This window comes from Pandoraea communis (genome assembly GCF_902459745.1).
Taxonomy (GTDB): Bacteria; Pseudomonadota; Gammaproteobacteria; order Burkholderiales; family Burkholderiaceae; genus Pandoraea; species Pandoraea communis.
Genome location: NZ_CABPSJ010000001.1, coordinates 667,763 through 692,844, shown reverse-complemented (window position 1 = coordinate 692,844; position 25,082 = coordinate 667,763). Strand labels below are relative to the sequence as shown.

Here is a 25,082-nt window from a genome sequence, read left to right as displayed (position 1 = left end):
CGATTGACGCGACTACGATGGCATTCATGAGACGCCGTCGAGCGACGGCACTGCACGACACAGGACATACCGAAATGACTCAGGCAACGTTGCATTACATCGCCGATCCGCTGTGCGGCTGGTGCTACGCTGCCGCGCCGCTGGTGCGTGCGGCACGCGACGTGGCGGGCCTCGACGTCGTGTTTCACGGCGGCGGCATGATGGCCGGCCCGAACGCGCAACCCGTCACACCGCAGCTTCGCAACTACGTCATGCCGCACGACCATCGCATTGCGGCGCTCACCGGTCAGCCGTTTGGCGACGCCTATTTCGAAGGGCTGCTGCGCGACGGCACCGCCGTGTTCGACTCCGCACCGCCCACGGCCGCCGTGCTGGCCGCCCAGGCGCTGGCCGGGCGCGGCCTCGACATGTTCGCCGCGTTGCAGCGCGCCCATTACGTCGACGGCAAACGTATTGCCGAGCGCGACGTGCTCGCCGGTATCGCGGCAGATCTCGGCCTTGACCGGGACGCCTTCGCCAACGCCTTCGACGCACAGGATGCGGCCGCGCTCATGCGGCATTTCCGCGAGAGCCGTGCGTGGCTCACCCGGGTGGGCGGCAGTGGCTTCCCGACCTTCGCGCTGGAGATCGGCGCTCAGATAGAACGGCTCGAACCGGGCCGCTATCTGGCGCAACCCGATGCCTGGCGCGATGCGCTGCGCGAGCGTTTGCTGGCGGCGCAGACGAAGGCATCTGCCGAGGGTGACGCTGGCGTGTTGCCGCAATGCGGTCCCGACGGCTGCGCGCACTGAGCATTCCCCCCCTTATTCCGAATTCCCCCTCACCTCCAGGAGATTCCTGATGAAAGTCGCCTTGATTGGTATTACCGGCCGCGTGGGTACGCGCGTTGCCGCCGAGTTGCTGCAACGTGGTCACACCGTCACGGGGATCGCCCGGAATCCCGAGCGCGTCGAAGCCGAGGCGGGTCTTACCGTCGTCAAGGGTGATGCGGTGAACCCGGCGGCGCTCGCGCCGCTGCTCGCCGGTCACGACGCCGTGATCAGCGCCGGTCGTTTCGCGTCGATGGATGCGGGCAAGCTCCTCGACGCGGTGACGCGCGCGAGCGTGCCGCGTTTGCTCGTAGTGGGCGGTGCTGGCAGTCTGGAAATCGCGCCGGGCAAGGCGCTCATCGACACGCCGGAATTTCCGGACGCCTACAAGCCGGAGGCCAGTGCCGGGCGCGTCTTCCTGCAAGTGCTGCGCGCCGAGCCGAAAGACTCGCCGCTGAACTGGACGTTCCTGTCGCCGTCGGCGTTGTTCGAGCCGGGGGAGCGCACGGGCAAATTCCGCGTGGGTGGCGACGGCCTGCTGGTCGACGCCAACGGCAAGAGCTGGATTTCGATGGAAGACTACGCCATTGCGCTGGTCGACGAACTCGAGAAGAACCAGCACCCGCGCGCGCGTTTCACGGTCGGGTATTGAGCGCAGTACGACGGCGGTGCGCGCCGCTCGCGAGAACGATCAGCGCGCCAGCCGGAACGTGAGGTTGTAACGCACAGCCTGAGCGTCGAAGCTGCCTTCGACGCTCGCAATACCGTGATAGACGAGCCGCGACGGCCCGCCCCACACGACCACGTCGCCCGGCGCAAGACGCACGCGACGTGTGCGATCACCGCGCTGGAGACCGCCCCACAGGAAGGTCGCGGGCAGTCCGAGCGAGACCGACACAATGGGCGCGTCCAATTCACGTTCGTCACGATCCTGATGCAGCGTGAGTCGCGCATCCAGCGCATAGCGATTGATGAGGCAGGCGTCGGGTCTGAAGTCGGGATAACCGGCTGCCTCGGCAGCGTGACGGGCGAGCGCAACGAACGAGGCGGGCATCGGTGGCCACAGTTGCTTCGAGAGCGGATCGTGCGTGCCGTAGCGATATCCCTGCCGGTCGCTGATCCATCCCACTTCCCCGCAATTCGTCATGGCGACCGACATGCGCTTGCCACCCGGCGTCAGCCAGTGACGCAACGGCGCCCGGGCAACGACCGCATCGATGTCCGCCTGCAAGGTCGCCAGTTGCGACTGCGCAAACCCCCGCAGCACGAAGGCCCCCGGACCGAGTTCGTCGGCCGGCGGGCTGTCGTGGCGGGCGTCGTCGTTTGCGCTGCCGAAGAGATCGAGCGTCATGTGGCGTCGTGCAGGATCACGCCGAGCGTATGCCGATGGCCGCTGTGCACGCGGCTCACGCCGTGCCGCATGTTCACGCGATACACCCCGCGCGTGCCGTTCACCGGACGGTGGTGCACGGCGAACACGACGGCGTCGCCGCGCGTGAGCGGCACCACTTCGGCACGCGACTGCATGCGCGGGCGCTGCTCGGTGAGGACGAATTCGCCGCCCGTGAAATCCTCGCCGGGCTGCGACAGCAAAATGGCCACCTGCAACGGGAAGACGTGTTCCCCATAGAGGTCTTGATGCAGGCAATTGTAGTCGCCCGCCTCGTAGCGCAGCAGCAACGGCGTGGGGCGGCGCTGCCCGGCCGCATGGCATTGCGCGAGGTAGGCGCTGTGCGTGGGCGGGTAGCGGACATCGATGCCCATCGCCGCGTGCCAGCGGTGCGCGATCTCACGCAGCGGCGCGTAGAACGCTTCGCGTAGTTCGGCGACGAGCGGCGGCAGCGGGTAGGCGAAGTATTGATATTCCCCTTGTCCGAAACCATGACGCGCCATCACAACACGGCTGCGAAAGCAGGGCGATGTCGGCATGGTGCTCATTCTCCCGTTCGTCTCGCCGTACATCGCGCAGAGATCGTGGCATTCGTTGCCGTTCAGCAGATGGGGAATGCGCGCTGCACCGAAGCAATCGAGTTCGTCTTCCAGTGCGGCCCAATCGAGGGATTTGACTGACTTGGGGGGCGTGAGCGACGAAGGGCGAGCGTTCACAGTTCCCCCTTATCCGGATTCGACGCTTCGCTGCTTTCCCCGCGCTCGTGAGCGAGCAGTGCACGCTTGCGCTCGACCCCCCAGCGATAGCCCGACAGTGCGCCGTCGTTGCGCACGATCCGGTGACACGGAATCGCCACGGCCAGCTTGTTCGACGCGCACGCTTGCGCCACCGCACGCACCGCACGAGGTGAACCGATGCGCTCGGCGATTTGCGCGTAGCTGGCCGTCTCCCCTGCGGGGACTTCCCGAAGCGCCTGCCAGACACGTTGCTGAAATGCGGTGCCACGCACATCGAGCGGTAACGACAGACCGATGCGCGGTGACTCCACAAACCCCACGACTTGCGCGACCCAGCGCTCGAACTCCGCGTCCGCGCCCACCAGTTCCGCCTTCGGGAAACGGTCCTGCAAATTCCGCACGAGCGGCTCGGGTTCGTCGCCCAAAGAGATGTCGCACAGGCCGCGCGAGGTGGCGGCAACCAGTAGCGCGCCGAGCGAGCACTGCGCCACGGCGAAGCGAATCGACTCGGCCTTGCCCCCTGCGCGGAACGCGGCCGGCTTCATGCCGAGCAGCGCATCGGCCTTCGCGTAGAAGCGGCCGTTGGAATTGAACCCGGCATCGTAGAACGCCGACGTGACGCTCTCGGCCGAAGGCAACGCGTCGCGCACACGTTCGGCACGGCGGGCGTTGGCATAGGCGCGAGGGGTCACACCCGTGACGGCGCGAAAGAGCCGGTGGAAATAATGCGGACTCAGGCCTGCTTCGGCGGCGAGGACTTCCAGACGTGGAGGCGCCTCGGCCGTGTCGATACGCCGGCACGCGGCGCTCACCAGTGCAGCGTGCCGCGCGTCGAGTGCGTCCTGATCCGGCTTGCAGCGCTTGCACGGACGAAAGCCCGCCCGTTCGGCCGCTGCCCTATCCGTATGGAACGCCACGTTCTCGCGCCGTGCGAGCCGCGCCCCGCACGATGGGCGGCAATACACGCCGGTTGTGCGCACGGAGTAGAAAAATTCCCCATCTGCCTGCTTGCTGCGGGCAACGACCGCTGCCCACTTGGCGTCGTCGGTCGCATAGCGCGGCGAGGCCGGGGCAGGCGCTGCCGGGGCCTGCGCATCGCGCGAGCCAGAGGTGGCGGAGCCGGGGCGAAGCGGACGTTTGGCGGTCATTTGGTCGGTACGCATCACGGTGTTCTCCCGATGACTGAAGTGTTGCCTTCAGTGTAGGGAGCGGGGCGCGACGCTGCGCTCCGTTTCTTGCTATCGAATTCGATCAGATGCCCGGGGGCATCGTGGTGCCAAGCTTCGCGGCCAGACTCATTACCATTACCAGCACGAGGGCTTCGATAGCGACGACGCGCGCGAAGGCCGTCGTATCGAGCGGCGTCTCACCCGTATCGAGCGCAAGGCGAGGCAGGAAACGCCAACGATTCCAGGCCCCGAGCAACGCGGCACAGGCCACAAGCACGAGCTTCGTCATCAGCCACGCCAGATACGGCGCATTCTGATCGGCGACCCACAGCGAGGGTGTCTCACCGAGCACGCGCCAGGCGTTGAACGCCCCCGTCACGAGTGCGACGAACATCGCCAGCGCGGCGACCGACGACAGCCGTTCACCGTAGGCGGCGCGCGCCCCGACGGGCCAATGACGCCAACTCGGGATCGCACATCCGGCCACGAGCAACGCGCCCGCCCACGACGCGGCGGCTCCGACATGCAGCGCATGAACGCCGATGGCGAGCCACGGCGTCGACGCATCGGCCGCGTGCCCCGTGCCAGCGCGAGCGAGCGCCAGCACGACAGCCCCGGCCGCGTAGATCGTGCGAGCGTAACGCTCCTGACGATGCTCGCGCCGATGATGCCGGTCGCGGGGATCGTCGGCGATAGGCAACACGGCGCGCAGACGGCGGCGAGCGTCGTACCAGGCCCATGCCCCCGCACACAGTAACGCTACGCCGAGCGCCGCGACCCACTGCATTCGGCCGAAGTGCGATTGCGTGAGCACCCGCCACACGTCGCCGAGCATGGCAGACGTGTTTTCCCAGTCGCCGCCGGTCATCGCCTCGGTACTTGCGACGACGTAGGCAATCCACGCGAGCATGGCAAGCCCGGCGGCAAACGCGGGCAGCACGCGCACCGTGAGACTGCGCCGCACGGCGTGCGGACTGCGCAACAGCAATACGCCGAGCGCGAGCGCCAGCGCGAGGTTCAGCAGTCCCGCCGTGGCGGGTTGCCACGTCCCGGCGGCCAGATCGCTCGACATCACTTCACAGTGAACTTGAAGTGGCCCTGCGTGCGATGGCCGTCGCTCGCCACGGCGGTCCAGTTCGTCTGATAGATGCCGGCAGGCAGCGTGGGAAGCGATAGCGTGAGTGTTTTGCGCGCGGTGTCGAGTTCGGGCTTCGTCTGCGTGACCGGCTTGCCCTGGGCGTCGACGACACTCAGCTTCGAGAAGGCGCCTTCAAGCGCCGAGTCGAACGTGACACGCACCGACTTCGGCGCTTCGACGGTGGCCTGCGCGGCGGGTTCGCTCGATACGGCGTGCGCATGTGCCCATGCCCCCTGAGAGAGCCCGGCTAGCCCCAGAACTGTCGCAAGCGCGAGGCCCTGCGTCGCGCGACGCAACAAGGCGGTGGCGCGAGGCGCGCGGGAAGCGATCTTGGAAGGACGCATATCGAGTTCGGCAAAAAAAGACGGAAAGATCGGGAAGGTCTGAAAAGCGGCGTTCGCGGGCGAACCGGCGACCTGTGAACAACGCATCGTGCACCCGATGCCGGGGTCGCCGGTGGCCGATCTGGCCCGCATGGATACGCGACCCGCGCCGCTCGCGCAGTATCGCAGACCTTGCTGACCCGTGCAGCCGCCCGTGGGTTCCGGCGACAGGCTTCGTGCGGCGATGTGTTGCGTCAGCCGTTGTGTTGCCCGCCGGGAATGTGCAACTGAGTTGCAAAAATGGGATGGCCGCCGTATCATCGCGGCATATTGCAACTCTGTTGCATTAATTTGCCTGCGGACGGCGCGGCGACGGGCGATGACGCCGGTGCGGCGAGATATCCCGGGCGGGTGTCGCCGGCGCGCATCCTTCAGGGGATCGCGTGTGCTGAGCGCGCCTTGCCCGCCCCACAAGATCACAGGACTTTGTTGTCATGACCCTCCCTCTCGCGAAATCCGGCGGCGCCGATCGCCGCCTGCCTGTCACCGTGCTTTCCGGCTTTCTCGGCGCGGGCAAAACCACGCTGCTCAATCATGTGCTGTGCAATCGCGACGGCTTGCGAGTGGCCGTGCTCGTCAACGACATGAGCGAGGTGAACATCGACGCCTCTTTCGTGGAGCGCGGCGCGGCCAACGCGGGTGCGGCGCTGTCGCGCACGGAAGAGCGACTCGTCGAGATGAGCAACGGTTGCATCTGCTGCACGCTGCGCGAGGATTTACTCATCGCCGTGCGTGAGCTTGCGTTGGACGGCCGCTTCGATTACCTGCTCATCGAGTCGACGGGCATTGCCGAGCCGATGCCGGTGGCCGCGACGTTCGAGTTTCGCGACGAGGCCGGCCAGTCGCTCGCCGACATTGCGCGTCTGGATACGATGGTGACGGTCGTCGACGCCTTGCATGTGCTCGAAGACTTCCACAGCCTCGACACGCTTGCGCAGCGAGGCGAAGTGGCAGGGGAGGAAGACGAGCGGCGTCTTGCCGAACTGCTGACCGAGCAGATCGAGTTCGCGGACGTGGTGGTGGTGAGCAAGGTGGATTGCGTCGATGCAACGCGGCTCGACGCCGTCAAGGCGCTGATTACCGGTCTCAATCCGTCGGCTCGCATCGTGTTGGGCGGGCGCGGACAGGTGCCGTTGCCCGAAGTGCTGGGCACGGGGCTGTTCGATGCACAGCGCGCGCAACAGATGGCCGGATGGGCGCAAGCGCTCGCGGGCGAGCACGACTCGGAAGACGACACTTACGGCGTGACGAGCTTCGTGCTGCGCCAGCGTGAGCCGCTGCATCCGGCGCGCTTCGCATCGTTCATGTCGATGCCGTTCGATGGGCTGATTCGTGCCAAGGGGTATGTTTGGGCCGCGAACCGGCCGGCGTGGGCGCTGGCCTACTCGCGCGCGGGCAACACTGCGACGCTGGAGCCCGTGGGTCATTGGTGGGCCGCCGCAGACGAGGATCAATGGCCGCCGGAAGGTGACCCGCAGCGTGCCGTCATCGAGGCGAATTGGGAAGCGCCGTGGGGCGATCGCATCAACGAAGTGGTCTTCATCGGACGTGACATGGATCGCGATGCCGTCGAACGGGCGTTCCACGCGTGTTGTCTGAGTGCTGTCGAGCTGTCGCAGGGCGATCGCGCATGGCGCGATGCCGAGCATGCGCTGCCGATCGAGATGGAAAGCGAGGTGGCAAGCGAGAACGCATGAGCCGTGAGGGATCGCCCAAGTCGCGTGGCGAGCGCGAGCGTCCGCTGAAGCGAACGGTGGAACGCAGCCCCCGCAGTCTCGCCGTCACACAAAAGCGGGCGCAGTTCACACTCTCGCGCAGCTTCGTGTTCGAAGCGGCGCACACGCTGATTCGGCACGACATCGATTCGCCGAGCATCGACGCGAGCCGCCGCATCCACGGCCATAGCTACCGTGCGACGGTGGAAGTGACGGGCAGTCCGCAAGGGGAGAGCGGCATGGTGCTCGACCTCGCTTGCCTCGATGCGCAATTGCGCCGGGTGAGCGAGCGGCTCGATCACCGGCTGCTCGACGATGTCGCCGGTCTCGGCCCGGCGACACTGGAGAATCTCTGCGCGTTTATCTGGCGCGCGCTGGCGCCGCATCTGGCCGGGCTCTCGCGGGTCACGGTCAGCCGCGACGCACGTGGCGACGCCTGCTCGCTTACGATGCGCGACGCCTGAATTACCCGAGGAATCGCGGGCGCCGCCATAAGAAAACGCGGCCGGCACCGTGAGGTACCGGCCGCGCGGGCGCGTGGAGAGTCGCGTCCAAGACGCCACGTGCGTAGAGACGCAGACCGTACGCAGCGTCTACCTGCCTCGCCTTAGAAGTTGGGCGTTTCCTCCGGCCGCAGGTCGAACACGAGCACTTCGGCGTCGGTGCCGTTCGAGAGCGTGAGCGCGGTTTCGTCGCGCACCCGCACCCCATCCCCTTCACCCAACGCCACCCCATTAAGGCTCACGCTGCCGCGCGCCACATGCACATAGGCATAGCGGTTCGGCGCGAGCGTCAGCGTGGCCGACTCATCACCGTCGAACAGGCCGGCATACACCCGCGCATCCTGATGGATACGCAGCGAGTCGTCGCTGCCGTCCGGCGAGATGATCATGCGCAGACGGCCGCGCTTTTCTTCGGGCGTGAAGCGTCGTTGCTGATACTCCGGTGCAATACCCGTCTGATTCGGCACGATCCAGATTTGCATGAAGTGCACCGGCGACGTGGGCGAGTGATTGAACTCGCTGTGCGCAACACCGCGCCCGGCGCTCATCAATTGCACGTCACCCGGTTCGATCACCGACCCCGTACCCATGGTGTCCTTGTGTTCGAGCGCGCCTTCGAGCACGTACGAAAAGATCTCCATGTCGCGGTGCGGGTGCTTGCCGAAGCCCTGTGCCGGGGCCACGCGGTCGTCGTTGATCACCAGCAGATCGGAAAAGCCGACTTGCTTCGGATCGTAATAATTGGCAAACGAGAACGTGTGGCGCGAACTGAGCCAGCCGTGATCGGCAACGCCTCGGTCTGCAGCTTTTCTGATGTCCAGCATGATGGGCTCCTGTGTCTTCATCGTTTCGTTAAGAGGCTTGATTGGCCTCGATGAATGTCATTTTAGAGTCCTGACGGAGAACTACAATCCACTTGAATGGCGAATTATTGTCAACTGGTTGGTGACAATTGGCGGCGGTTGGCGAACGCTCGCCGTCCGGCGGGGAGACAGACGATTCCTATCGGCCAGGGTACAAAAGGCCGAAAGCGTCAGCATCGGTGCGCGTGCCGCCGCTCGATGTGCGAGACTACGAACCTTCTTTCGCAAGGCCAGCCGGCCGGCCACCGCAGCACAAACTGGCGCGGCCGGCAGATATCGGCACCTCCGGCTGACAAGGCCCGAGGGCCGTGCCGTTGTCCGCCGCCCCCAACTGGAGATTTGTCATGAGCCGCACCTATGCATTTCGTATCGTCAATGTGTTCGCCGAAACCACCTTCGGCGGCAATCCGCTGTGCGTGTTCGAAGACGGGCGCGGCCTGAGCGATGAGGAAATGCGATTGCTGGCACGGCAGTTCAATCTGTCGGAGACGACATTCATTTTTCCCTCGGAGACGGCCGACGCGCATGTGCGCATCTTCACGCCCGGCTACGAGATGCGTTTCGCCGGGCATCCGACGCTGGGTACGGCACACGTATTGCGCGCCATGCGTGAGCTGGGCGACGACGTGACGCTGCAATTCGCCGCCGGACTCGTGCCGGTCAAGGCCGACGGCGATCACTGGACGCTGACGGCGCCCTCGTCGGGTGAGCCGAAAATCAAGAAGGCAAGTGAAGCGGATGCCGACATCGCGGCGCTGGTGCAACTGAGCCGCGACGATCTCGCGCAATCGCCGCAATGGGTCGATACTGGTGCCGATCAACTGCTGATTCCGCTGCGCGACGCCAACGCCGTCGCGCGGGCGCAGCCCGACAGCGCGCGTATGGAGCGGTGGCCACTCTCGAGCCTTGAGCGCAAGACCGGTTACGTGTTTTCGATCGATGGCGAGAAGGACGGCGAGTTGCAGGTGAGCGCACGCTATTTCTTCACGACACAGGGTGGCGGGGTGAACGAAGATCCGGGCACCGGTTCGGCTTGCGCCAACCTCGGCGGCTGGTTCATCGGTCAGGGCTATCCGCTGCCGGTGCGCGCACGCGTGACGCAGGGCGATGCCATCGAGCGTCCGTGCCGACTGACGCTTGAAGTGACGGCAAATCGGGAGATTCGCGTCGGCGGCAACGTCATCGAACTTGCGCGCGGCGAGGTGCGCCTGTAAGGCGCGGGGGAAGAGTGTCGTATGTATGCATTGGCAGCACCGGTCGAGACCGAGCTGGACATCAGGAAAAGCCGGTTTATCGGCATCGTCATGCCCGTGACCTCGCGAGAGGCCGCGATGCGCGAACTCGACGCGCTGCGTGGGCGTTACCCCAACGCCACGCATTACTGCTGGGTGTTGTTGTGTGAAGGTGCGTCGGGTTTCGACGACGACGGTGAGCCGGGAGGCACGGCGGCCAAGCCGATGTACAACGTGCTCATGCACAAGGGGCTGGCGAATGTGCTGGCGGTTGTCGTGCGGTACTACGGCGGTATCAAGCTCGGCGCAGGCGGGTTGACCCGGGCTTACGGACAGGCGGTGAGCGAAGCGCTGAAGCTTGCGACGCTCACTGCCGTCGAACCGACGACGGAGCCGCGTTACCGCTGCACGTTTGCGCACGAAGCGACGCTGCGCCGGCTGGCGGAGCGTCACTCGGCCGAGGTGCTCGACGCCGCCTACGACGATGCCGTCACGCTCCGGTTACGGCTGAAGGTGCGTGACGTGGCGGCATTCGAAGCCGACGCAACCGAAGCGCTCAGCGGTGGTCTGGCGCGGTGCGACTGACCGCCTGAAAGGCGGCAGCCGCACCGGAGATGCACTGGACATGTACCGGCCTCGCGTGGGGACGGCGCCGAAGCCGACGCGTCCCCGGCGTGCCGGTTACGGCACCTCCGCGCTGCGATCAGCGTACGTTGACCACGCCGCGCATGCCGGCTTCGAAGTGCCCCGGTTCGAGGCAGGCGAATTCCACCGTCCCCGGTTGGGTGAAGTGCCACACGAGCGTCTTGCGCTCGCCGGGTTCCACCGTCATGGCATTGGGCTCGGCGTGAGTCATGCCGGGCATCTGCTGCATCATTTTGGCGTGCTCAGCGAGCGACGCTGCCGTGCCAAGCGTCATTTCGTGACGGATCTTGCCGTTATTGGTGACGACGAAGCGCACTGTGTCGCCACGGCGCACGGTGAGCGTGGCAGGCGAGAAGCGCATGGTGTCGCGCATGTCGACGTCCACGGTACGCGTGGCCTGGGCGTCGTCACCGGGTTCCCCGATGGCCGCCGCCGCGCCGCCGTGACCGTGCTGCATGTGCATGGCGTGCGGATCTTCGGCCAATGCGGGAAGGGTGAACGCCAGCGAGGCGGCGCCGAACACGAAGGGAACCGCGAAAGCACGGGTGAAGCGCGACGAGACACGTGAACGAATCATGATTTGACTCCGGTTTTGCCCGCGTTGGCAGGCTGACGATGGGTAGAGGGTAACGCTGAAGTGCTGCCTTGCCACGGGCTCGCAACCGAGCCTCGCGGCGCGCGATACCAGCCGGGATCGCGATAACTGTCGCGCGGCAGGTCCTGCCGCACTTTCAATGTGGTGAACATGCCGCCCATTTCGATGGGGCCGTACGGGCCGGTGCCGGTCATCATCGGCAACGTGTTTTCCGGTAACGGCATTTCCATACCGTTCATCGAGGCGCCGGTTTCGCCCATCGCCATATAGTCGGGAATGATGCGGGCGATCTTGGTGGCGATCTCGCGCTGGTTCACGCCCAGCATGGTCGGCACGTCGTGACCCATCGGGTTCATCGTGTGGTGCGACTTGTGGCAATGGAAGGCCCAGTCGCCGGGCTCGGTGGCGTCGAACTCGATGGTGCGCATCTGGCCCACGGCAACGTCGGTTGTGACTTCCGGCCACTGCGCCGTGGGTGGTACCCAACCCCCGTCGGTGCCGGTCACCTTGAACTCGTGACCGTGCAGATGGATCGGGTGATTCGTCATCGTGAGGTTGCCGATACGAATGCGCACCCGGTCGCCCTGACGCGCCACCAGCGGATCGATGCCCGGAAACGCGCGGCTGTTCCATGTCCAGAGATTGAAGTCCGTCATCTCGTTCACGCGCGGCGTGCGGCTGCCAGGGTCGATGGCGTAGGCGTTGATGAGGAACACATAGTCGCGCTCGACCGGCATGAACGACGGGTCTTTCGGATGCGTGACCCAGAAGCCCATCAGGCCCATGGCCATTTGCATCATTTCGTCGGCGTGCGGGTGATACATGAAGGTGCCGGCACGCTTTGCTTCGAACTCGTAGACGTAGGTCTGTCCCGGTGCGATGGCACGCTGGTTCAGGCCCGCCACGCCATCCATGCCGTTCGGCAGACGCTGGCCGTGCCAGTGCACGCTCGTCGCCTCGGGCAGACGGTTCGTCACGTACAGGCGCACGCGATCGCCTTCGACGACTTCGATGGTCGGCCCGGGGCTCTGCCCGTTGTAGCCCCACAGGTTCGCCTGCATGCCCGGTGCGATTTCGCGCACGACGGGCTCGGCGATCAGGTGAAACTCCTTGACGCCATGGCGCATGCGCCACGGTAACGTCCAGCCGTTGAGCGTCACGACCGGACGATACGGGCGGCCGTTGGGCGGCGAGTGCGGTTTGGCAGTGCTGGCGTCGCTGCGCGTGGCGGCGTCGGGCAGGGCGGCCAGGGCGGTGCGTTCGACGGCGGTCGCGCCCATCACGGCGAGGCTCGCATTACGTAGGAATCGTCGGCGCGAAGTCATGCGCCACCTCCATGTTGGTGAGCGGAAGACGGTTGTGAGGGCGATACGGCACGGGTGGGCGGTGAGGCCGTGCCTTGTGGGGCCGCCGGCGCGGAAGCCGTACCGGCGGTGTCGTGGTTGCCGGCCTCACCGCCGCCCAGGCTCTCGCGAAACGACGCTTCGGCCAGCCAGAAGCCGGCCGTTGCGTCGATGTAGGCGAGCACCGTATCGCGCTGCTCGCGAGCGTCGGTCAACAGGTCGAAGACGCTGGCGAGCATGCCGTTGTAGCGCAGCAGCCATTCGTCGGAGACGCGCTGACGCATCGGCAGAATCGTGACGCGGTAGTGCTCGGCGATGTCCCACGCGGCGAGCGTCTGGGCGCGACGCGTGCGAACGTCGGCGCGTGCTGCGACCGCCGTGTCCGCGAGGCGATCGACGCTCTGGCGATAGCGGGCTTGCGCACCGGCCACGCGAGCGGTGCCCCAGTCGAAGAGCGGCACCTCCAGCGAGATTTCATAGCCGCGCTCGCTGGGCGAGCCTGTCGCACTGTTGTTGCGATAGGCGGTATCGAGCACGTTCACGAAACGCGTAATGCGCGTGAGCCCCAGATCGCTCGCCGTGCTGTCGAGCGCGGCGCGAGCGGCCCGAATGTCGGCGCGATCGCGTAACGCCTGTGCTTCTGCGTCAGGCCACACCGGACGCGTGCGCGGAAGCGCGGGCAGACGTGCCGGTAGCGTGAATGGCAATTGCTGGCCCCACAGGCCCATTTGCCGGGCGAGTTGCTCTCGCGCCGTGCCCGCCTGCTCCCGGGCTCGCGCGAGACGCGCTGCCGTGTCGGCGTAGACGAGATTCTCCTGCGTGCGGCGCATTGCGCTGAAGTTGCCCGCACGGGCCATGCCGTCGGCGAGTTCGCTGGCAGCCTGCGTGGCGAGACTCGTCTGTTCGAGAATCTGCACACGCTCCTGCGCCGCAACGGCCTCGATCCAGGCGCGGCGTGTAAGCGTTGCCTGTTCGATGATCGCTTGCGCCACTTGCGCCTGCACCTGCGCAAAGCGGCGCGCCTCAATCCGCGAGGCGAGTGGCATCGTGAGCACGCGAACGAAGTCGAGCCCCCACGTGCGCTCGATGCTGATATCGCCGCCGCCTTGCAGCCGTTGAAACGAGAAGCGCGGATTCGGCAGCCGGCCCGCTTGCACGAGCGAGGCTTCGGCGATGCCGAGTTCCTCGTACGTGGCTTGCAAGCCACGATGATTGAACAAGGTCAGCCGTACGGCGGCGTCGATGTCGAGCGGACGAGAGAGCAGATCGTCGCGCGCCTTCGCAAGGTCTTGCGCCGCCGCATCGTCGCGTGCCCAGGTCACAGGTTGGCCGAGATGTTGCTGCGTCGCGTCGGCGACCGCACCGAAGCCGCCGTCGCTGCTGAACGTCGCGCAACCCGACAGGGCCAGCGTGGCAAGTACTGCGGCGGCCCATGGCGCCCGGCGGTGATGGGGGTGGCGCGGTCGCGATACGACCGGCGTGGCGCGTCTATCGACGCACGACAGCGGCAAGCCGGGGAAGGGATGTGAGACCGTCATCGCGAGTCTCCCTGCACGTTGTGTCCCGCATTTCCGGTATGTCCGGTATGTCCGTTCGATGGCGGCGTGTCCATGTTGCCGGTGGACCCTCCGGTCATGTCGGGGCTACCGCCGGGCATACCCGTCATGCCCGGCATCGCGGCGACGCTGGCATTCACTTTGCGCCAATCGCCCGTTGGAACGGACAACGCAGGCCGTGAGAAGTCATGGAGAACGCCGACCGGCGGCGGCCCGGCGGGGGCCTCCGGTGCAGCGGGATCATTGGCACCGGTCATGCCGGTATGGTCGTCGAGCGCCGGCGGCGCCGTGGCGCTCGACGCGTTGGCGGCCGGCGCAGACCATGCGCCCAACAGCGATAGCGCGACCGGCACGATCCACGCGTGCCGTCGTAGGGAAGGAAGCATCATTGATACGCTCGTCAAGCTGGCGATGCCGTGGCCGCGCCGTAAAGCGGCGGGGTAGTCCGGCGTCGCACGTTCGTCGGGCGGACGGACTCAGGGCACAAATGACGGGCGAACGCAGGCCAGTCACGAAATAGTGCGGAAAGTCAGTCCGACGGGGAACAGAGACGGCGGGCGGCAGGCCGGGGAGGGTACGGCATCAGGCGATGCCGCTGTGACCTTCGGCCCGACGCGCGACCGTCAGGCGGCGAGGTCTTTGGGAGGGCGCTCAAGCACGGCGACCACGGCGCTGGCGGCCGACGTGCGCAGGAAGGGAATGGCGGTGGACGGCTGTGCGTCCGGCATGCGAATGACGACACTTGGCGGCAGCGCCGTGCAGACAACGCAGGCGGCACACGCCGAGCAACTGGTGTAATGGCCGTGCGTATTGCTGTCTGACGATGCGTGGTCCCGCGATGTATCCTGGTGCGCCATCGGATGCGACGGCGCGTCGTCCGGGGCCGCACTGTCGTGGCGATGCATGCCCGGCATGGCGTCGCCCTGTGCGGACATCGTCATGGCGTGAAGCATGGCCATCGAGGCGGTGGCGTCATTCTCAGCCGCAGTGGTGGCGCTCTGCATTGCCGATGCCGAAGTTTCCGGCGTGCAATGCGTGCGCAGTGCGGCCATGGCCTGTAACGGCATGGTTACGCACAACAGCCACAACACGAGAAGTTTGCGCCAGCGATTCATGCCGCGCAGTCTAGCATCGCCCGCGCCATACTCGCAAATCGGCGCGAGGGTGGCGCGTTCGTCAATGTTCGAACAAATGAAATGCTTCGAAGTGCGTGCGCCGCCGCGAGAGCGCAACGAGATTGACAACACACACCACGGCGACCAGCACGAAGAGGGGTGCCGAGACTTCGATAGTGTCGCGGGCAAGAAACGAGATGAGTGTCAGCCCGATCATGAGTGTCAGCATCGCCCGGTGCAGCCACGCAGCCAGACGAAGATGCCGTTCGGATTGCGCAATCAGCACCACGAGCGAAACATAGAACGGCGCGGCTAGCAGCGCCAGCGCGCAAAGCGCGAGCAACACGCCGAGCACGCTTGCGAGTAACTCGTGCCCATCGGCAGCGCTCGATTGCACGCCGGCGACGATGGCTGCGGCGAGGTAGAGCAGCATCAGACCATCCAGAACGATCGCGAGTCGGCTCATGACTTCTCTCCACCTATTGATAACAGGCCCAGCCAGATTGCCGCCGCCTCAATGCTTGCGGGATCGGATGCCATCTGAATGCGGTAAATCGACACGTTGCCGTTGTCGTCGGCACAGAACAGGTCGCGCTCGAGATCGGCAACGATATCGAGCCGCTGCTGGAATCGGTAGAAGCCCAGTGGCGTGAGATCCTGCACGAGCGCGGCGAGCGTCTCGGGGTATAGATACAACCGTTGGGGCCAGTGACCATGGCGGAACCGGAACTTGCCGGCGGCGCCGAGCACGTGGGCGAGCGTGCCGCCGTGGCCGCGAACGTGCCGCATCGCGTGCGCCGTATGGCGTGCCGCGCCAGCAACCGGTCTATGGGGGCGAAGACCGCCACGAAGGGCGAGGTGTCCCATGGTTCACCCCGCGTAACGCACAACGACGCGAGCGCATTGCATGCCATGCACCGCTGATGACGTCCACGTATCCACAAACACTCCGTTGACTTCCCGAAAGTGAGTGCCCCGGCGAATATTGATCTTGTGTGTTGATAGTTACAGAGCGATGCCACGCGCGAAATCCGCACTTTCGCTTAATCCGTCGGCATGAGGTGTGGCACAAGTCCGCCTGCGCGCGAGGGGATGCGTTTCAGTGCGAGCGATACCAATGAAAACCGGCGGACTGAGCCGCCGGTTGAGGCCCCATCGGGGCGTCGCCAGCCGCGTGTACCGGCGCGGCATGGTAAGGGCCAAGAAGACTTGGCACCTGAGGGTATTGCCGTCATGCACTGAACCACCATCGGTTCCCGGCCTTGCCCATGCAGTCTCACTGCGATTTAAGTATAGGTCGCCAACGGCGCTCGTGAATCGGTCTTTTGGATGAGAGCACGCAGTGCGCGAACTATCAGACCTGCCCGCACTCGAATTGGCGCACGATTTCCCCTGTGACCGTGGTTTCGTCCGCGCAGACTTTGCGTTCTAATGGCACCATTCATGGCGGATATCGCAAGTGGCGCAGCCCCATACGGCAGCCACACCGCACGCCACCGCACCCCGTTACAACATTCCAACGATGGCAACGAACTCACGACAACGATGGGCCCTGCTGGCTTGCCTTTGCGCAGCACAGTCGGCCTACGCCGCAGACCAGTGCGAGGGCATCCTCATGCTGGCCAAGAGCGCACAGAATGGTTTTGAAGATGTCACCGGCCCGCTCGCGGCCAAGAACGACCGCGGCGAGAGCTATCAGGCTACCTATTCGGTGCCCGGCGGCGACTGCAAGGTGTTCCGGGCCACGGGCCTCGCGCCGACCTACGAGTGCATCTGGGATTACCAGAAGATCACACCGATGGATCTGCGCAATCAGGCGCAAGCGTTCGCTACGCAGGTTTCGCGCTGCACCCGGGGTGTGACCACCCTGCGCACCACGACGACGAACCCGGCCGGCCTGCCCGCCGAATGGCAGAGCGCGAGCAAGAAGTACGCGCGTGTCGTCAACTTCACCGTCACGGCGCAGGATCTGGTGACGCAGCGCGGCGAGCGTCTGCGCGAAATCTCGCTGTCCGTCGAGAAACAAGTCGAGAAGTAAGGCGGGTGCCGGACTCGCAGCGGTCGATCGCCCCCTCGGCGCCCGCCTGTCACTCGGTTGCCAAGCGGTACCGGGCAAGGCTTCCCGGGCCTTCTCGCGTGGCCGTGTTGCGGCAGTTACAAACGGTTGCAGACCCCGTCAGGCATTAACATTTTTTCGGTCGACGCTCGTTCGGCTGACCCGGTACAGTCATCCTTGAGGCGTATGGCGCACATGCAACCCGCAGGTGCCGATGCGTCCCGTGCCAACCGGCCCCACTCAGGGCCGGGTGCCGTGGTTGAACCCAAATGCGTGCCCGACTTCATTACTGTTTCCTGTTGCTGCTTGTGTGTGCCTACCCTGCCTGGGCCGGAGGCGGGCGAGGGCGCGATATGCTGGACGTGAACAAGGCGTCGCTTCGGGAAGATATCAGCCGTTTCAATGCCGATCGCGGCCGTGGACAGTCGGCCTATCCGAACTGGGCGGCACCGGCGGAACCGCGTGAGCGCCAGTACACGCCGCAAGGCGAACCGCGTGGCTCGCGCGACGGCGGGGGCAACCGTCGCAATCGCTAACAGCTAACGCTTAGCCGCCAACCGCTAGCCGCCGTCACAGCATCCCGACGTTCGCCGCTGCCGATGGGACTTCCCTCCCGGCATGCTGCGACGTCGCTCCCCCCTCATCCATGCTTCATGGCACCCGGCAACGCGCCCGGTCCGGACTCCTATTTTTTTCTCCCCCGCGTTTCCGTATGCACCTGATGTTGCACATGCGCAACGTTGGATCTGGCTGACCCTTTCCAACGGCGTCCGCCGGTCGTGCTTGCCCACTCCCTATTGTTCCCGAACATCGTGGCGTATGTGAGTAATCGCCAACCTGCCGATGTAAGGAATATATCGATTTTGTTATACCGAGATTAATAGCGGCGCGGGTGGCCGTCCGATTTTTGTCTCCCCACCATTTCCTGGCCACTTCGTGTGGTGCATTTTTCGCACGGTTCCGGCCTATCTGCGCATGGTGGGGCTGTGCGAGAATCACGGCCGTTTCACAGGGAGGCGCTTCTTCAGCGGGCGCCAGCAGGTCCCGCGCAACGCGGGAACAGGCACACAAAATACATAAACCAAGGAGAAGTCAATGAAGCGAAGCATGGCCAAGGGCATCGGCGGGGCACTCGTTCTGGGGGCGTGTGTGAGCGCACCGGCATTCGCACAATCGAACGTCACGCTGTACGGTCAGGTCGACGCCTGGGTGGGTGCGGTCAAGAATCCGGGGGGCAATCGCGCCTGGACGCAGGGCGGCGGCGGCATGTCGACGTCTTACTGGGGCATGAAGGGTAGCGAAGATCTTGGCGGTGGCCTGAAGGCCGTGTTCGTGCTCGAAGACTTCTTCCGTCCGCAGAACGGTCAGTACGGCCGTTTCCAGGGTGACACGATGTTCTCGCGCAACGCGTACGTCGGTCTGTCGTCGGACACCGCAGGCACGGTCACGATGGGCCGTCTCACCACGTCGTACTTTGTCTCGACGATTCTGTTCAACCCGTTCGTCGATTCGTACACCTTCAGCCCGATGGTGTTCCACACGTATATCGGCCAGGCCGGTCAGGGCATTGTGGGCGACTCCGGCTGGAGCAACGCCGTGATGTACACGACGCCGAACTTCAAGGGGCTGTCGGGAAGCGCGTCGTACGCGTTCGGCAACAAGGCCGGTGAAACCGGGCAGAACAAGTGGAGCGCGTCGGCGCTGTACTTCAACGGTCCGTTTGCCGCGACCGTCGCCTATCAGCAGGTGAAGTTCGACTCGCAGCCCGACGACCTCGCCGGCATGGCAGGCTTTCGCAGCCAGCAGGCCGTGCAACTGGGCGCGACGTATGACTTCCAGGTCGTGAAGCTCTTCGGCCAGTATCAGTACATCCGCAACAACGTCACCGGCGGCGGTGTGTCGGAGAACGGCGGTCAGCTCGGCGTGTCCGTGCCGGTGGGCGGTGGCAGCGTGCTGGCTTCGTACGCATACATGAAGAGTTCGGGCGCGAGCAACGTCAATCGCAAGACGTGGGCGCTCGGCTACGACTACAACCTGTCGAAGCGCACCGACATTTACGCTGCCTACATGAACGATAAGGTGAGTTCGCTCTCGGGCGGCGACACCTTCGGCGGCGGCGTTCGCATGAAGTTCTGATGTTCCGGCGCACGCGTGAGCGAGACGCGTGCCGGGGAAGATCATCGAAGGGGGCTGACGCCGTTTGGGCGCGTCTGCCCCCTTCGTTCGTTGACCGATGCCGGTGCGCCCGGCATACCGCGCATCGGCGCCAGAGCGTTTCGCACAGCGGTTTCATGTGTCACCGATCCGACGCGCCCGCGCTATGATTTGTGCACCGCGCAAGACGGTATTCCCGCCACCTTTCAGCACAAACGGAGCAGAGACGACATGACGATTCAACACGTAGGCATCATTGGCGCAGGCACGATGGGTAACGGCATCGCACAGGCCTGTGCGGTGGCCGGCTTGCCGGTGACGATGGTCGACATCAGCGATGCGGCCGTGCAAAAGGGTGTGGCGACGATATCCGGCAGTCTCGACCGCCTCATCAAGAAAGACAAGCTCACTGCGGCCGACAAAGCGGCGGCGCTCGCAAGAGTTTCGACGGCAACCGACCACGCGGCGCTTGCCAACGCCGACATCGTGATCGAGGCGGCCACCGAGAACTTCGATCTGAAGATCAAGATCCTCAAGCAGCTCGAGGGCGTGACGAAGGCCGATGCGATTCTCGCGTCGAACACGTCGTCGATCTCGATTACCAAACTCGCGGCAGTGGTCGCCAAGCCGGACCAGTTCATCGGCATGCACTTCTTCAATCCGGTGCCGCTCATGGCGCTCGTGGAGATCATTCGTGGTTTGCAGACGAGCGACGAGACGCACGCCCGTGTCGACGCGCTCGCGCGCCAGCTCGGCAAGTCGCCGATTACGGTGAAGAACGCACCAGGCTTCGTCGTCAATCGCATTCTGGTGCCGATGATCAACGAGGCGTTCTTCGTGCTGGCAGAACATCTCGCGTCGCCCGAAGAGATCGACGAAGGCATGAAGCTCGGCTGCAACCATCCGATCGGACCGCTCGCGCTCGCCGACATGATCGGTCTGGACGTGTGCCTGTCCGTGATGAACGTCTACTACGAAGAATTCGCGGACTCGAAGTATCGTCCGTGTCCGTTGCTCAAGGAGATGGTCGCCGCCGGGTACCTCGGCCGCAAGACCGGGCGTGGCGTGTACACGTATTGACGACGATGTGAAGGGGCGGGACGCACCGGCGCGGGCATCGCGCCGGCGACGGGCATTGGCCGAGTGTTAATCCGAAGACTCGGCGTCTTCCAGGAGCGATGGCAATGCATCTCCGGGCGTCGGGCTGCCGCCCTGGCTTGTGGTGCTCGCCGCCGATTGACTCGACGCGCTGTCGGAGTTCAACGAATTTCCCCGGTCTCTCACCGTGACCCTGTGAATGCCCAGCGGACGCGTGACGGAAACCGTGTACGGATGCCCTGGTGTATGTCCGATGTCGATCAGTGCCTGGTTGATGAGGCGTCCTGCATCGATCGGACTCGTTGCGCTGGCGAACGAGATTGCCTTTGTGGTGCTCCACGGATCGAGAAGTACTGTCGATTGACGTGTCAGGTAGACAGCCTCCCGGAAAAGTTCGTGGCTGAGGCCATCCGGGTGCCTCACGTTCGGTGGCTGCGGTGTGGAACGGTCCATCAGTTCGATAAATTGTTTGGAGTCCGAGTAAATTACCATGACGTGGGGTGGTCGGTTTTTCGGCTTGATCGTGATCATACGAAGTTGACTTCTCGATAGGCCGTTCCGGCGCAGGTTAAAAAAGAGAATTTCAGAGTTCTCTTGACAAAATGCCTCGGCCGCAGGGTTCCACGAGTAATACATTGCCGTGATCTCGGACGCGATGCATTGCTGTTTTATCAAAGGCAAGTTCGGATCAATGTTTTCCCTCATGCTAGCGCGCAGGGCGGCACGGTGATTGATGATCGAATTGTCGCGAAGCGCTCGCAGATCGGCGCGATTCGATCGCCGCAGACTCAGTTCCCCCAAGGCGAAAAGTGCTTCTGGAATGGCTTGTCGCGTAGTTTGGTCGGGGATATGTTGAATAGTGCTGGCCACATCTTCAACGCTATCGACCACGCTGTCATACGGATGATCGACCTTGCTCGAAGCACACCCGCCACCGCACAGTCGCAGAGGCGCGTGCGCGTGCCACTCTCCAGTGCTTTCGTCATACGTTACCGGCACTTGCGCCCGCCTGTCGCTGCCCTTGGGCGCTTCGACAAGCCAATGATCGGCGCTGAGGCCGGGCTGTGCCTGGTAGTAGCCAGCTTCGCCCCTCAGGTAGTGGTGTCCATCCACCAGCACGACACGCGACGGCTCGGCAGCAGGAAGCCGATCCGCCGACAATATTTGTGCATAGCCTTGCAAATGTTCCTGCTCACCCACGATGCGCGGGGGGGACGCCCACGCGGGGCCGCCTACGCGGCCGGAAGCCGGCGGTGGCACGTCTTGAGCGTTAGCCGCATCAATGCTCTCGTGTGCGCCGGATCGGACGCGACTCGGTTCAGGGCGTAACGGGTCGGAATGATGCGCCGTCTGAGTACTTTCCTCAGGCAGAGGCACTGGCGGCGAGTGAATCGGCACACGCGAGCCGGCGGGATGCAGGGGATCCGATCCCAGCGTGCGCGGATCGGCGAATTGCAGAATACCAACGAGCTTTTCAGAATCGAAGCCCTTGCCTTCCAGTTCATCGCTGACGATGCCTGCAAGATCGCCGGGCAGGCGCGCTAGACGGACCTGTGGCAGTAGTCCGGTCGCGACGTCCAGCGCATCTGCGCCATTTTGAACGCCGTCGCGCACGTCCGGGCCGACGGTCTGCCCGCTGAGTATTTCATAGGCATCACCCATCGCTTCCCCGAGGTGCTGGAATGGGGCGCTTGTCTTGGACACCGCCTTGAGGAACTCCTGAAAGGTGTACTCGGATTTGATCGGCGAAGCACGTTGCACGGGCCTGACGATCACGTCGTCGGGCATTGAGGATAAAGGCACCTCGACGGCGAGTTGCGGGCCGGGGTTGAACGCACGGGAGTGAGGCCCCGTCGCTTCGTTGTTGTCGTCCCCGTGAAATGCGCTTCGTGACACGTCGCTGGACGCAGAGGCGGCAAGATTGGAGACCAGCATGATGGCGAGCGCAGCGGGCCAGATCGTGTTGCGCGGCGCTCGGCCGGTGTCCATGTGCCGGGGATGCAGTAGCGTGCGCGACCCGATCTCGGAAGGCACACAGCGCGCGTTGCGGAAGGTGCGAGGAAACCCCGCCGTGGCATTGGTCGCGCTCTCTTGGTGCCGAAGGGGATGAGGGAGGCCGTAACACGGAGAATGACGCGTGACGTGGTGGTGCGAAGCAATGGGCATGAACCCCTCCAAATGGCTGAAGCGCCGAAGCGCTGACGTGCGGAAGGCCGGAGATGAGGCGAGTCGTAGATCGTCGGGCCGCTATACGGCGACGCCGCCATTCGTGCCGGATGCGGACGATGTGCGGCCCGAGCCGTCCGGGTCTGAGTCTCCGGCGCTTCCCAGGTGCATCTCATTGCCGCGGCCGCCCGTGCTGTGTTGGTGAGGCGATGACAGGACAGATATGGCACGACCACATCTCCGTAGGGTGTGCGACACGGCGAGAGGGACGCCCCCCGGCGGCTCACGGACGGCATCGACGCCGCCTGTGCGCAAGTGCTCCGGGGGCGATGGTCAAGCCGGGGTCAAAGCGGCGTGCCGTAGTCGCCTTTCTGTGATGCGCCTGGCGGGTCTTGGTGAGATGGGCCGGAGCGTACCGAGTCGCCCGCCGAACTACTCCGGCTTCGCGTGCTGGTGGAACTTCCGCTTAAGGATACGGAGCGCTCCCGAGGCGCGGGGTATGGCCGGGTCAGAGATACCGTATAGGGGCTGCCGGGAATGCGCGCGGTATCTGCCAGTGCGATGTCGAGCACATGTCTCACTTCGTCGACGTCGTTGGTCCATGGAAACGACGATGCCTTGATTCGGCTCCAAGGGTCGAGCAGCACGGTGGAGTCGCGAGACAGGAAGAGGGCACTCGCAAACACGTCGCCCGAAACGCCGTCATCCTGGCCAAGGATGGGCGGCTGCGGCGTCGTCAGATCGAGCAGATCGATAAACGGGTCCGACTCCGTATAAAGCACCATGACGTGGGGCGGCCGGCCTTGCGACCTTACGGTAAGCATCCGGATGTTGTTGCCGGGAATCCCGCGCGCGAGCAGATAGTGAAAGAGGATTTCCGCGTTCTCCTGACAGAAGGCCTCGGGGCTGAGGTCAAGGAGACTGTTATCCACGTAGTTGTCATAGTGGATCGCGGTAATGAGAGCCGCCTCGCGTTGCTGTTCGAACAAGGTGGAATGCGGATCGATTCGCATCAACTGCGGCACCAGAATACGGCGGTGCTCGACAATCGAGTTGTCGCGCAATGACCGCAGGTCTTCTCGGTTGGTGCGCATCAGGTGCAAGTGCGCCAGATCGCCGTATGCCTGCAGTATCGCGTCGTGCACGTCGCGGTTGGCAAGATGGCGAATCGCCTCGGTGACGCCGTTCTTGCTTATGTCGACGCTGTCCGGTGAGGACGCCCTGCTCGGGCCGCATCCGCCGCCGCACAGACGCAACGGCGGGTCTGCGCGCCATGCATCCGTCTGCGTGTCGTATGTCACCGGTATTTGCGCGCGTGTGCCGCGCGGCGCGTTGATCAGCCACTGGTTGGCACTCTGCCCAGGTGTCACGTGGTAGTAGCCGGATTTTCCGACGAGATAGTGACGGCCCTCAATCGCCACCAACTGCCGCCGCGATCCGGTGGAAACTTGCGCTGACGGAAGCGTTTGTTCGTACCCCTGAAGGTATTCGCGCTCGCCTTCGATGCGCAACGTGCTATCGGCGTCATCGGGAGCATCCGGCGCATCGATGCGATTGACGCCGGCAGTGTCAACGGCGGACACGCGCGAACTGAGGGAATCGACGTCGTTCGGCGAGGCCGCTTCCGGCGGTATCGCCGGCGGATTTCCGTCCACCGGTACCTGGCCGGCGTCGATGCCGTCAGCAGGGGCCGCCTCGGGTACAGGCACACGCCGGAGCAGCACGGGTTGACCTGGCGGCGCGTCCTGCGGCGCAGGCGCCTGGCCCCCGAACGATCGAGGGTCGCCAAACTGCAGGAGGTCGGTGATCTTCGACGATTGGGGCGGCTTGCCATCGAGGGCATCGGCGCCGGCATCGGCGACACGTCCGGGTAGCCGGGTGATCTGAACGTTCGGAATCAGCCCGGTCGCGGCATCGACAACGCTGCCGACACGCTGCGCCGTCGCGATCGCCGACGGGTCCGCTTCGTCGCCACTCATTGCCTCGTAAGCGTCACCCACCATTCTGCCAAGATTGCGGAACGGCGCACTGGCTGCGGCGACGGCTCTGAGAAACTCCTGAAAGGTGTAGTTGGATTTGATCCGTGGGTGATCGAGGGGATGTCTCTGGATTTCGTGCTGGGCTTGCGTCGGCTCCCCGGGCGGGAGTGTTGTGGTGAAGTCGTGAGGGCTATCTCCCTCCCGCCATCGATTTGGCTGACGCGGAAGCATAGGGGTTGCCAGGGCTGGGGGTGCCATGAGATTGGCGACCAGCATCACGGTAAACGCGATCGACCAGGGACCGGGCGATGCTGCACCGGCCCTTGCAGGGGAGGTGCAGTGCGATGGGGTGCTGCCGGGGAATTTCCGCGCATTGCGTGTGCGTTGCAACGCGTGAGGGAAGGCGGGTGTGGCGAACGCCTGTGTTTCACGAGAC

25 protein-coding genes are annotated in these 25,082 nt (G+C 64.7%); 10 read left to right on the top strand and 15 right to left on the bottom strand.

Annotated features, from left to right (window positions below):
* Window positions 1-74: 74 nt before the first annotated feature.
* Window positions 75-791, top strand: coding sequence for a DsbA family protein (locus tag PCO31110_RS03245; RefSeq protein WP_150689609.1), 717 nt, complete (start codon window positions 75-77; stop codon window positions 789-791).
* 49 nt (window positions 792-840) lie between these two features.
* The gene (locus PCO31110_RS03240) at window positions 841-1,461 is read left to right on the top strand and encodes an NAD(P)-dependent oxidoreductase (protein ID WP_010808335.1); all 621 of its coding nucleotides are present in this window, start codon (window positions 841-843) and stop codon (window positions 1,459-1,461) included.
* A 39-nt stretch (window positions 1,462-1,500) separates the two neighbouring features.
* Here the strand turns inward: PCO31110_RS03240 and alkB are convergent, their stop codons facing one another.
* The 5 genes from alkB to PCO31110_RS03215 all read right to left on the bottom strand — a co-directional run bounded on the left by alkB (window position 1,501) and on the right by PCO31110_RS03215 (window position 5,587).
* Complete coding sequence (gene alkB / locus PCO31110_RS03235; RefSeq protein ID WP_150689608.1) at window positions 1,501-2,160, bottom strand: DNA oxidative demethylase AlkB; 660 nt, start codon at window positions 2,158-2,160, stop codon at window positions 1,501-1,503.
* Window positions 2,157-2,915 carry a 2OG-Fe(II) oxygenase gene (locus PCO31110_RS03230; RefSeq protein WP_150583477.1) on the bottom strand — a complete coding sequence of 253 codons (759 nt, stop codon included), beginning with the start codon at window positions 2,913-2,915 and terminating at the stop codon, window positions 2,157-2,159. Before PCO31110_RS03230 ends, alkB begins: the two co-directional genes overlap by 4 nt.
* A complete protein-coding gene (ada, locus tag PCO31110_RS03225; RefSeq protein WP_246189706.1) occupies window positions 2,912-4,099 on the bottom strand; it encodes a bifunctional DNA-binding transcriptional regulator/O6-methylguanine-DNA methyltransferase Ada in 1,188 nt (395 codons plus the stop codon). Before ada ends, PCO31110_RS03230 begins: the two co-directional genes overlap by 4 nt.
* An 88-nt stretch (window positions 4,100-4,187) precedes the next feature.
* Complete coding sequence (locus PCO31110_RS03220; protein WP_150689607.1) at window positions 4,188-5,177, bottom strand: CopD family protein; 990 nt, start codon at window positions 5,175-5,177, stop codon at window positions 4,188-4,190.
* Window positions 5,177-5,587 carry a copper resistance CopC family protein gene (locus PCO31110_RS03215; protein WP_051126467.1) on the bottom strand — a complete coding sequence of 137 codons (411 nt, stop codon included), beginning with the start codon at window positions 5,585-5,587 and terminating at the stop codon, window positions 5,177-5,179. Before PCO31110_RS03215 ends, PCO31110_RS03220 begins: the two co-directional genes overlap by 1 nt.
* Window positions 5,588-6,060: 473 nt before the next feature.
* Here PCO31110_RS03215 and PCO31110_RS03210 point away from each other — a divergent pair, with 473 nt between their 5' ends.
* Entirely contained in the window at window positions 6,061-7,323 is a 1,263-nt protein-coding gene (locus PCO31110_RS03210) for a GTP-binding protein (protein WP_150689606.1), read from the top strand.
* The gene (locus PCO31110_RS03205; RefSeq protein ID WP_150689605.1) at window positions 7,320-7,805 is read left to right on the top strand and encodes a 6-pyruvoyl trahydropterin synthase family protein; all 486 of its coding nucleotides are present in this window, start codon (window positions 7,320-7,322) and stop codon (window positions 7,803-7,805) included. Before PCO31110_RS03210 ends, PCO31110_RS03205 begins: the two co-directional genes overlap by 4 nt.
* A gap of 143 nt (window positions 7,806-7,948) precedes the next feature.
* Here PCO31110_RS03205 and PCO31110_RS03200 read toward each other — a convergent pair whose 3' ends face one another.
* Window positions 7,949-8,668 (bottom strand): pirin family protein, encoded by a 720-nt coding sequence (locus PCO31110_RS03200; protein WP_010808344.1) that lies wholly within the window; start codon window positions 8,666-8,668, stop codon window positions 7,949-7,951.
* Window positions 8,669-9,051: 383 nt separating this feature from the next.
* Between PCO31110_RS03200 and PCO31110_RS03195 the strand changes: the two genes are divergently transcribed.
* Entirely contained in the window at window positions 9,052-9,921 is an 870-nt protein-coding gene (locus PCO31110_RS03195) for a PhzF family phenazine biosynthesis protein (RefSeq protein ID WP_010808345.1), read from the top strand.
* Between the two features lie 21 nt (window positions 9,922-9,942).
* Entirely contained in the window at window positions 9,943-10,524 is a 582-nt protein-coding gene (locus PCO31110_RS03190; RefSeq protein ID WP_010808346.1) for an IMPACT family protein, read from the top strand.
* A 118-nt stretch (window positions 10,525-10,642) separates the two neighbouring features.
* Here the strand turns inward: PCO31110_RS03190 and PCO31110_RS03185 are convergent, their stop codons facing one another.
* The 7 genes from PCO31110_RS03185 to PCO31110_RS03155 form a co-directional block, all read right to left on the bottom strand.
* Window positions 10,643-11,161 (bottom strand): cupredoxin domain-containing protein, encoded by a 519-nt coding sequence (locus tag PCO31110_RS03185; protein WP_246189705.1) that lies wholly within the window; start codon window positions 11,159-11,161, stop codon window positions 10,643-10,645.
* Window positions 11,158-12,504: a multicopper oxidase family protein gene (locus PCO31110_RS03180; RefSeq protein WP_150689604.1), complete on the bottom strand. Its 1,347-nt coding sequence runs from the start codon at window positions 12,502-12,504 to the stop codon at window positions 11,158-11,160. The genes PCO31110_RS03185 and PCO31110_RS03180 overlap by 4 nt, the downstream gene beginning before the upstream one ends.
* Complete coding sequence (locus PCO31110_RS03175) at window positions 12,501-14,060, bottom strand: TolC family protein (protein ID WP_150689603.1); 1,560 nt, start codon at window positions 14,058-14,060, stop codon at window positions 12,501-12,503. Before PCO31110_RS03175 ends, PCO31110_RS03180 begins: the two co-directional genes overlap by 4 nt.
* Window positions 14,057-14,467 (bottom strand): hypothetical protein, encoded by a 411-nt coding sequence (locus PCO31110_RS03170; protein WP_150689602.1) that lies wholly within the window; start codon window positions 14,465-14,467, stop codon window positions 14,057-14,059. The genes PCO31110_RS03175 and PCO31110_RS03170 overlap by 4 nt, the downstream gene beginning before the upstream one ends.
* A gap of 234 nt (window positions 14,468-14,701) precedes the next feature.
* Complete coding sequence (locus PCO31110_RS03165) at window positions 14,702-15,193, bottom strand: hypothetical protein (protein WP_150689601.1); 492 nt, start codon at window positions 15,191-15,193, stop codon at window positions 14,702-14,704.
* A 61-nt stretch (window positions 15,194-15,254) separates the two neighbouring features.
* Window positions 15,255-15,659 (bottom strand): hypothetical protein, encoded by a 405-nt coding sequence (locus PCO31110_RS03160; RefSeq protein WP_010808352.1) that lies wholly within the window; start codon window positions 15,657-15,659, stop codon window positions 15,255-15,257.
* Complete coding sequence (locus PCO31110_RS03155) at window positions 15,656-15,982, bottom strand: hypothetical protein (protein ID WP_150689600.1); 327 nt, start codon at window positions 15,980-15,982, stop codon at window positions 15,656-15,658. Before PCO31110_RS03155 ends, PCO31110_RS03160 begins: the two co-directional genes overlap by 4 nt.
* Before the next feature lie 670 nt (window positions 15,983-16,652).
* Here PCO31110_RS03155 and PCO31110_RS03150 point away from each other — a divergent pair.
* The 4 genes from PCO31110_RS03150 (at window position 16,653) to PCO31110_RS03135 (ending at window position 20,483) form a co-directional block, all read left to right on the top strand.
* Complete coding sequence (locus PCO31110_RS03150; RefSeq protein WP_150689599.1) at window positions 16,653-17,231, top strand: hypothetical protein; 579 nt, start codon at window positions 16,653-16,655, stop codon at window positions 17,229-17,231.
* Window positions 17,232-17,518: 287 nt separating this feature from the next.
* Window positions 17,519-17,785 carry a hypothetical protein gene (locus PCO31110_RS03145; protein WP_144265869.1) on the top strand — a complete coding sequence of 89 codons (267 nt, stop codon included), beginning with the start codon at window positions 17,519-17,521 and terminating at the stop codon, window positions 17,783-17,785.
* A 559-nt stretch (window positions 17,786-18,344) separates the two neighbouring features.
* On the top strand, window positions 18,345-19,385 hold the full coding sequence (locus PCO31110_RS03140; protein ID WP_010808356.1) for a porin: 1,041 nt from the start codon (window positions 18,345-18,347) through the stop codon (window positions 19,383-19,385).
* 249 nt (window positions 19,386-19,634) lie between these two features.
* Window positions 19,635-20,483 (top strand): 3-hydroxybutyryl-CoA dehydrogenase, encoded by an 849-nt coding sequence (locus PCO31110_RS03135; protein ID WP_150689598.1) that lies wholly within the window; start codon window positions 19,635-19,637, stop codon window positions 20,481-20,483.
* 66 nt (window positions 20,484-20,549) lie between these two features.
* Here the strand turns inward: PCO31110_RS03135 and PCO31110_RS03130 are convergent, their stop codons facing one another.
* Together PCO31110_RS03130 and PCO31110_RS03125 are read right to left on the bottom strand one after the other, a co-directional pair.
* The gene (locus tag PCO31110_RS03130; protein WP_150689597.1) at window positions 20,550-22,490 is read right to left on the bottom strand and encodes a hypothetical protein; all 1,941 of its coding nucleotides are present in this window, start codon (window positions 22,488-22,490) and stop codon (window positions 20,550-20,552) included.
* 521 nt (window positions 22,491-23,011) lie between these two features.
* Complete coding sequence (locus tag PCO31110_RS03125) at window positions 23,012-24,925, bottom strand: hypothetical protein (protein ID WP_174979289.1); 1,914 nt, start codon at window positions 24,923-24,925, stop codon at window positions 23,012-23,014.
* Between the last annotated feature and the right edge of the window lie 157 nt (window positions 24,926-25,082).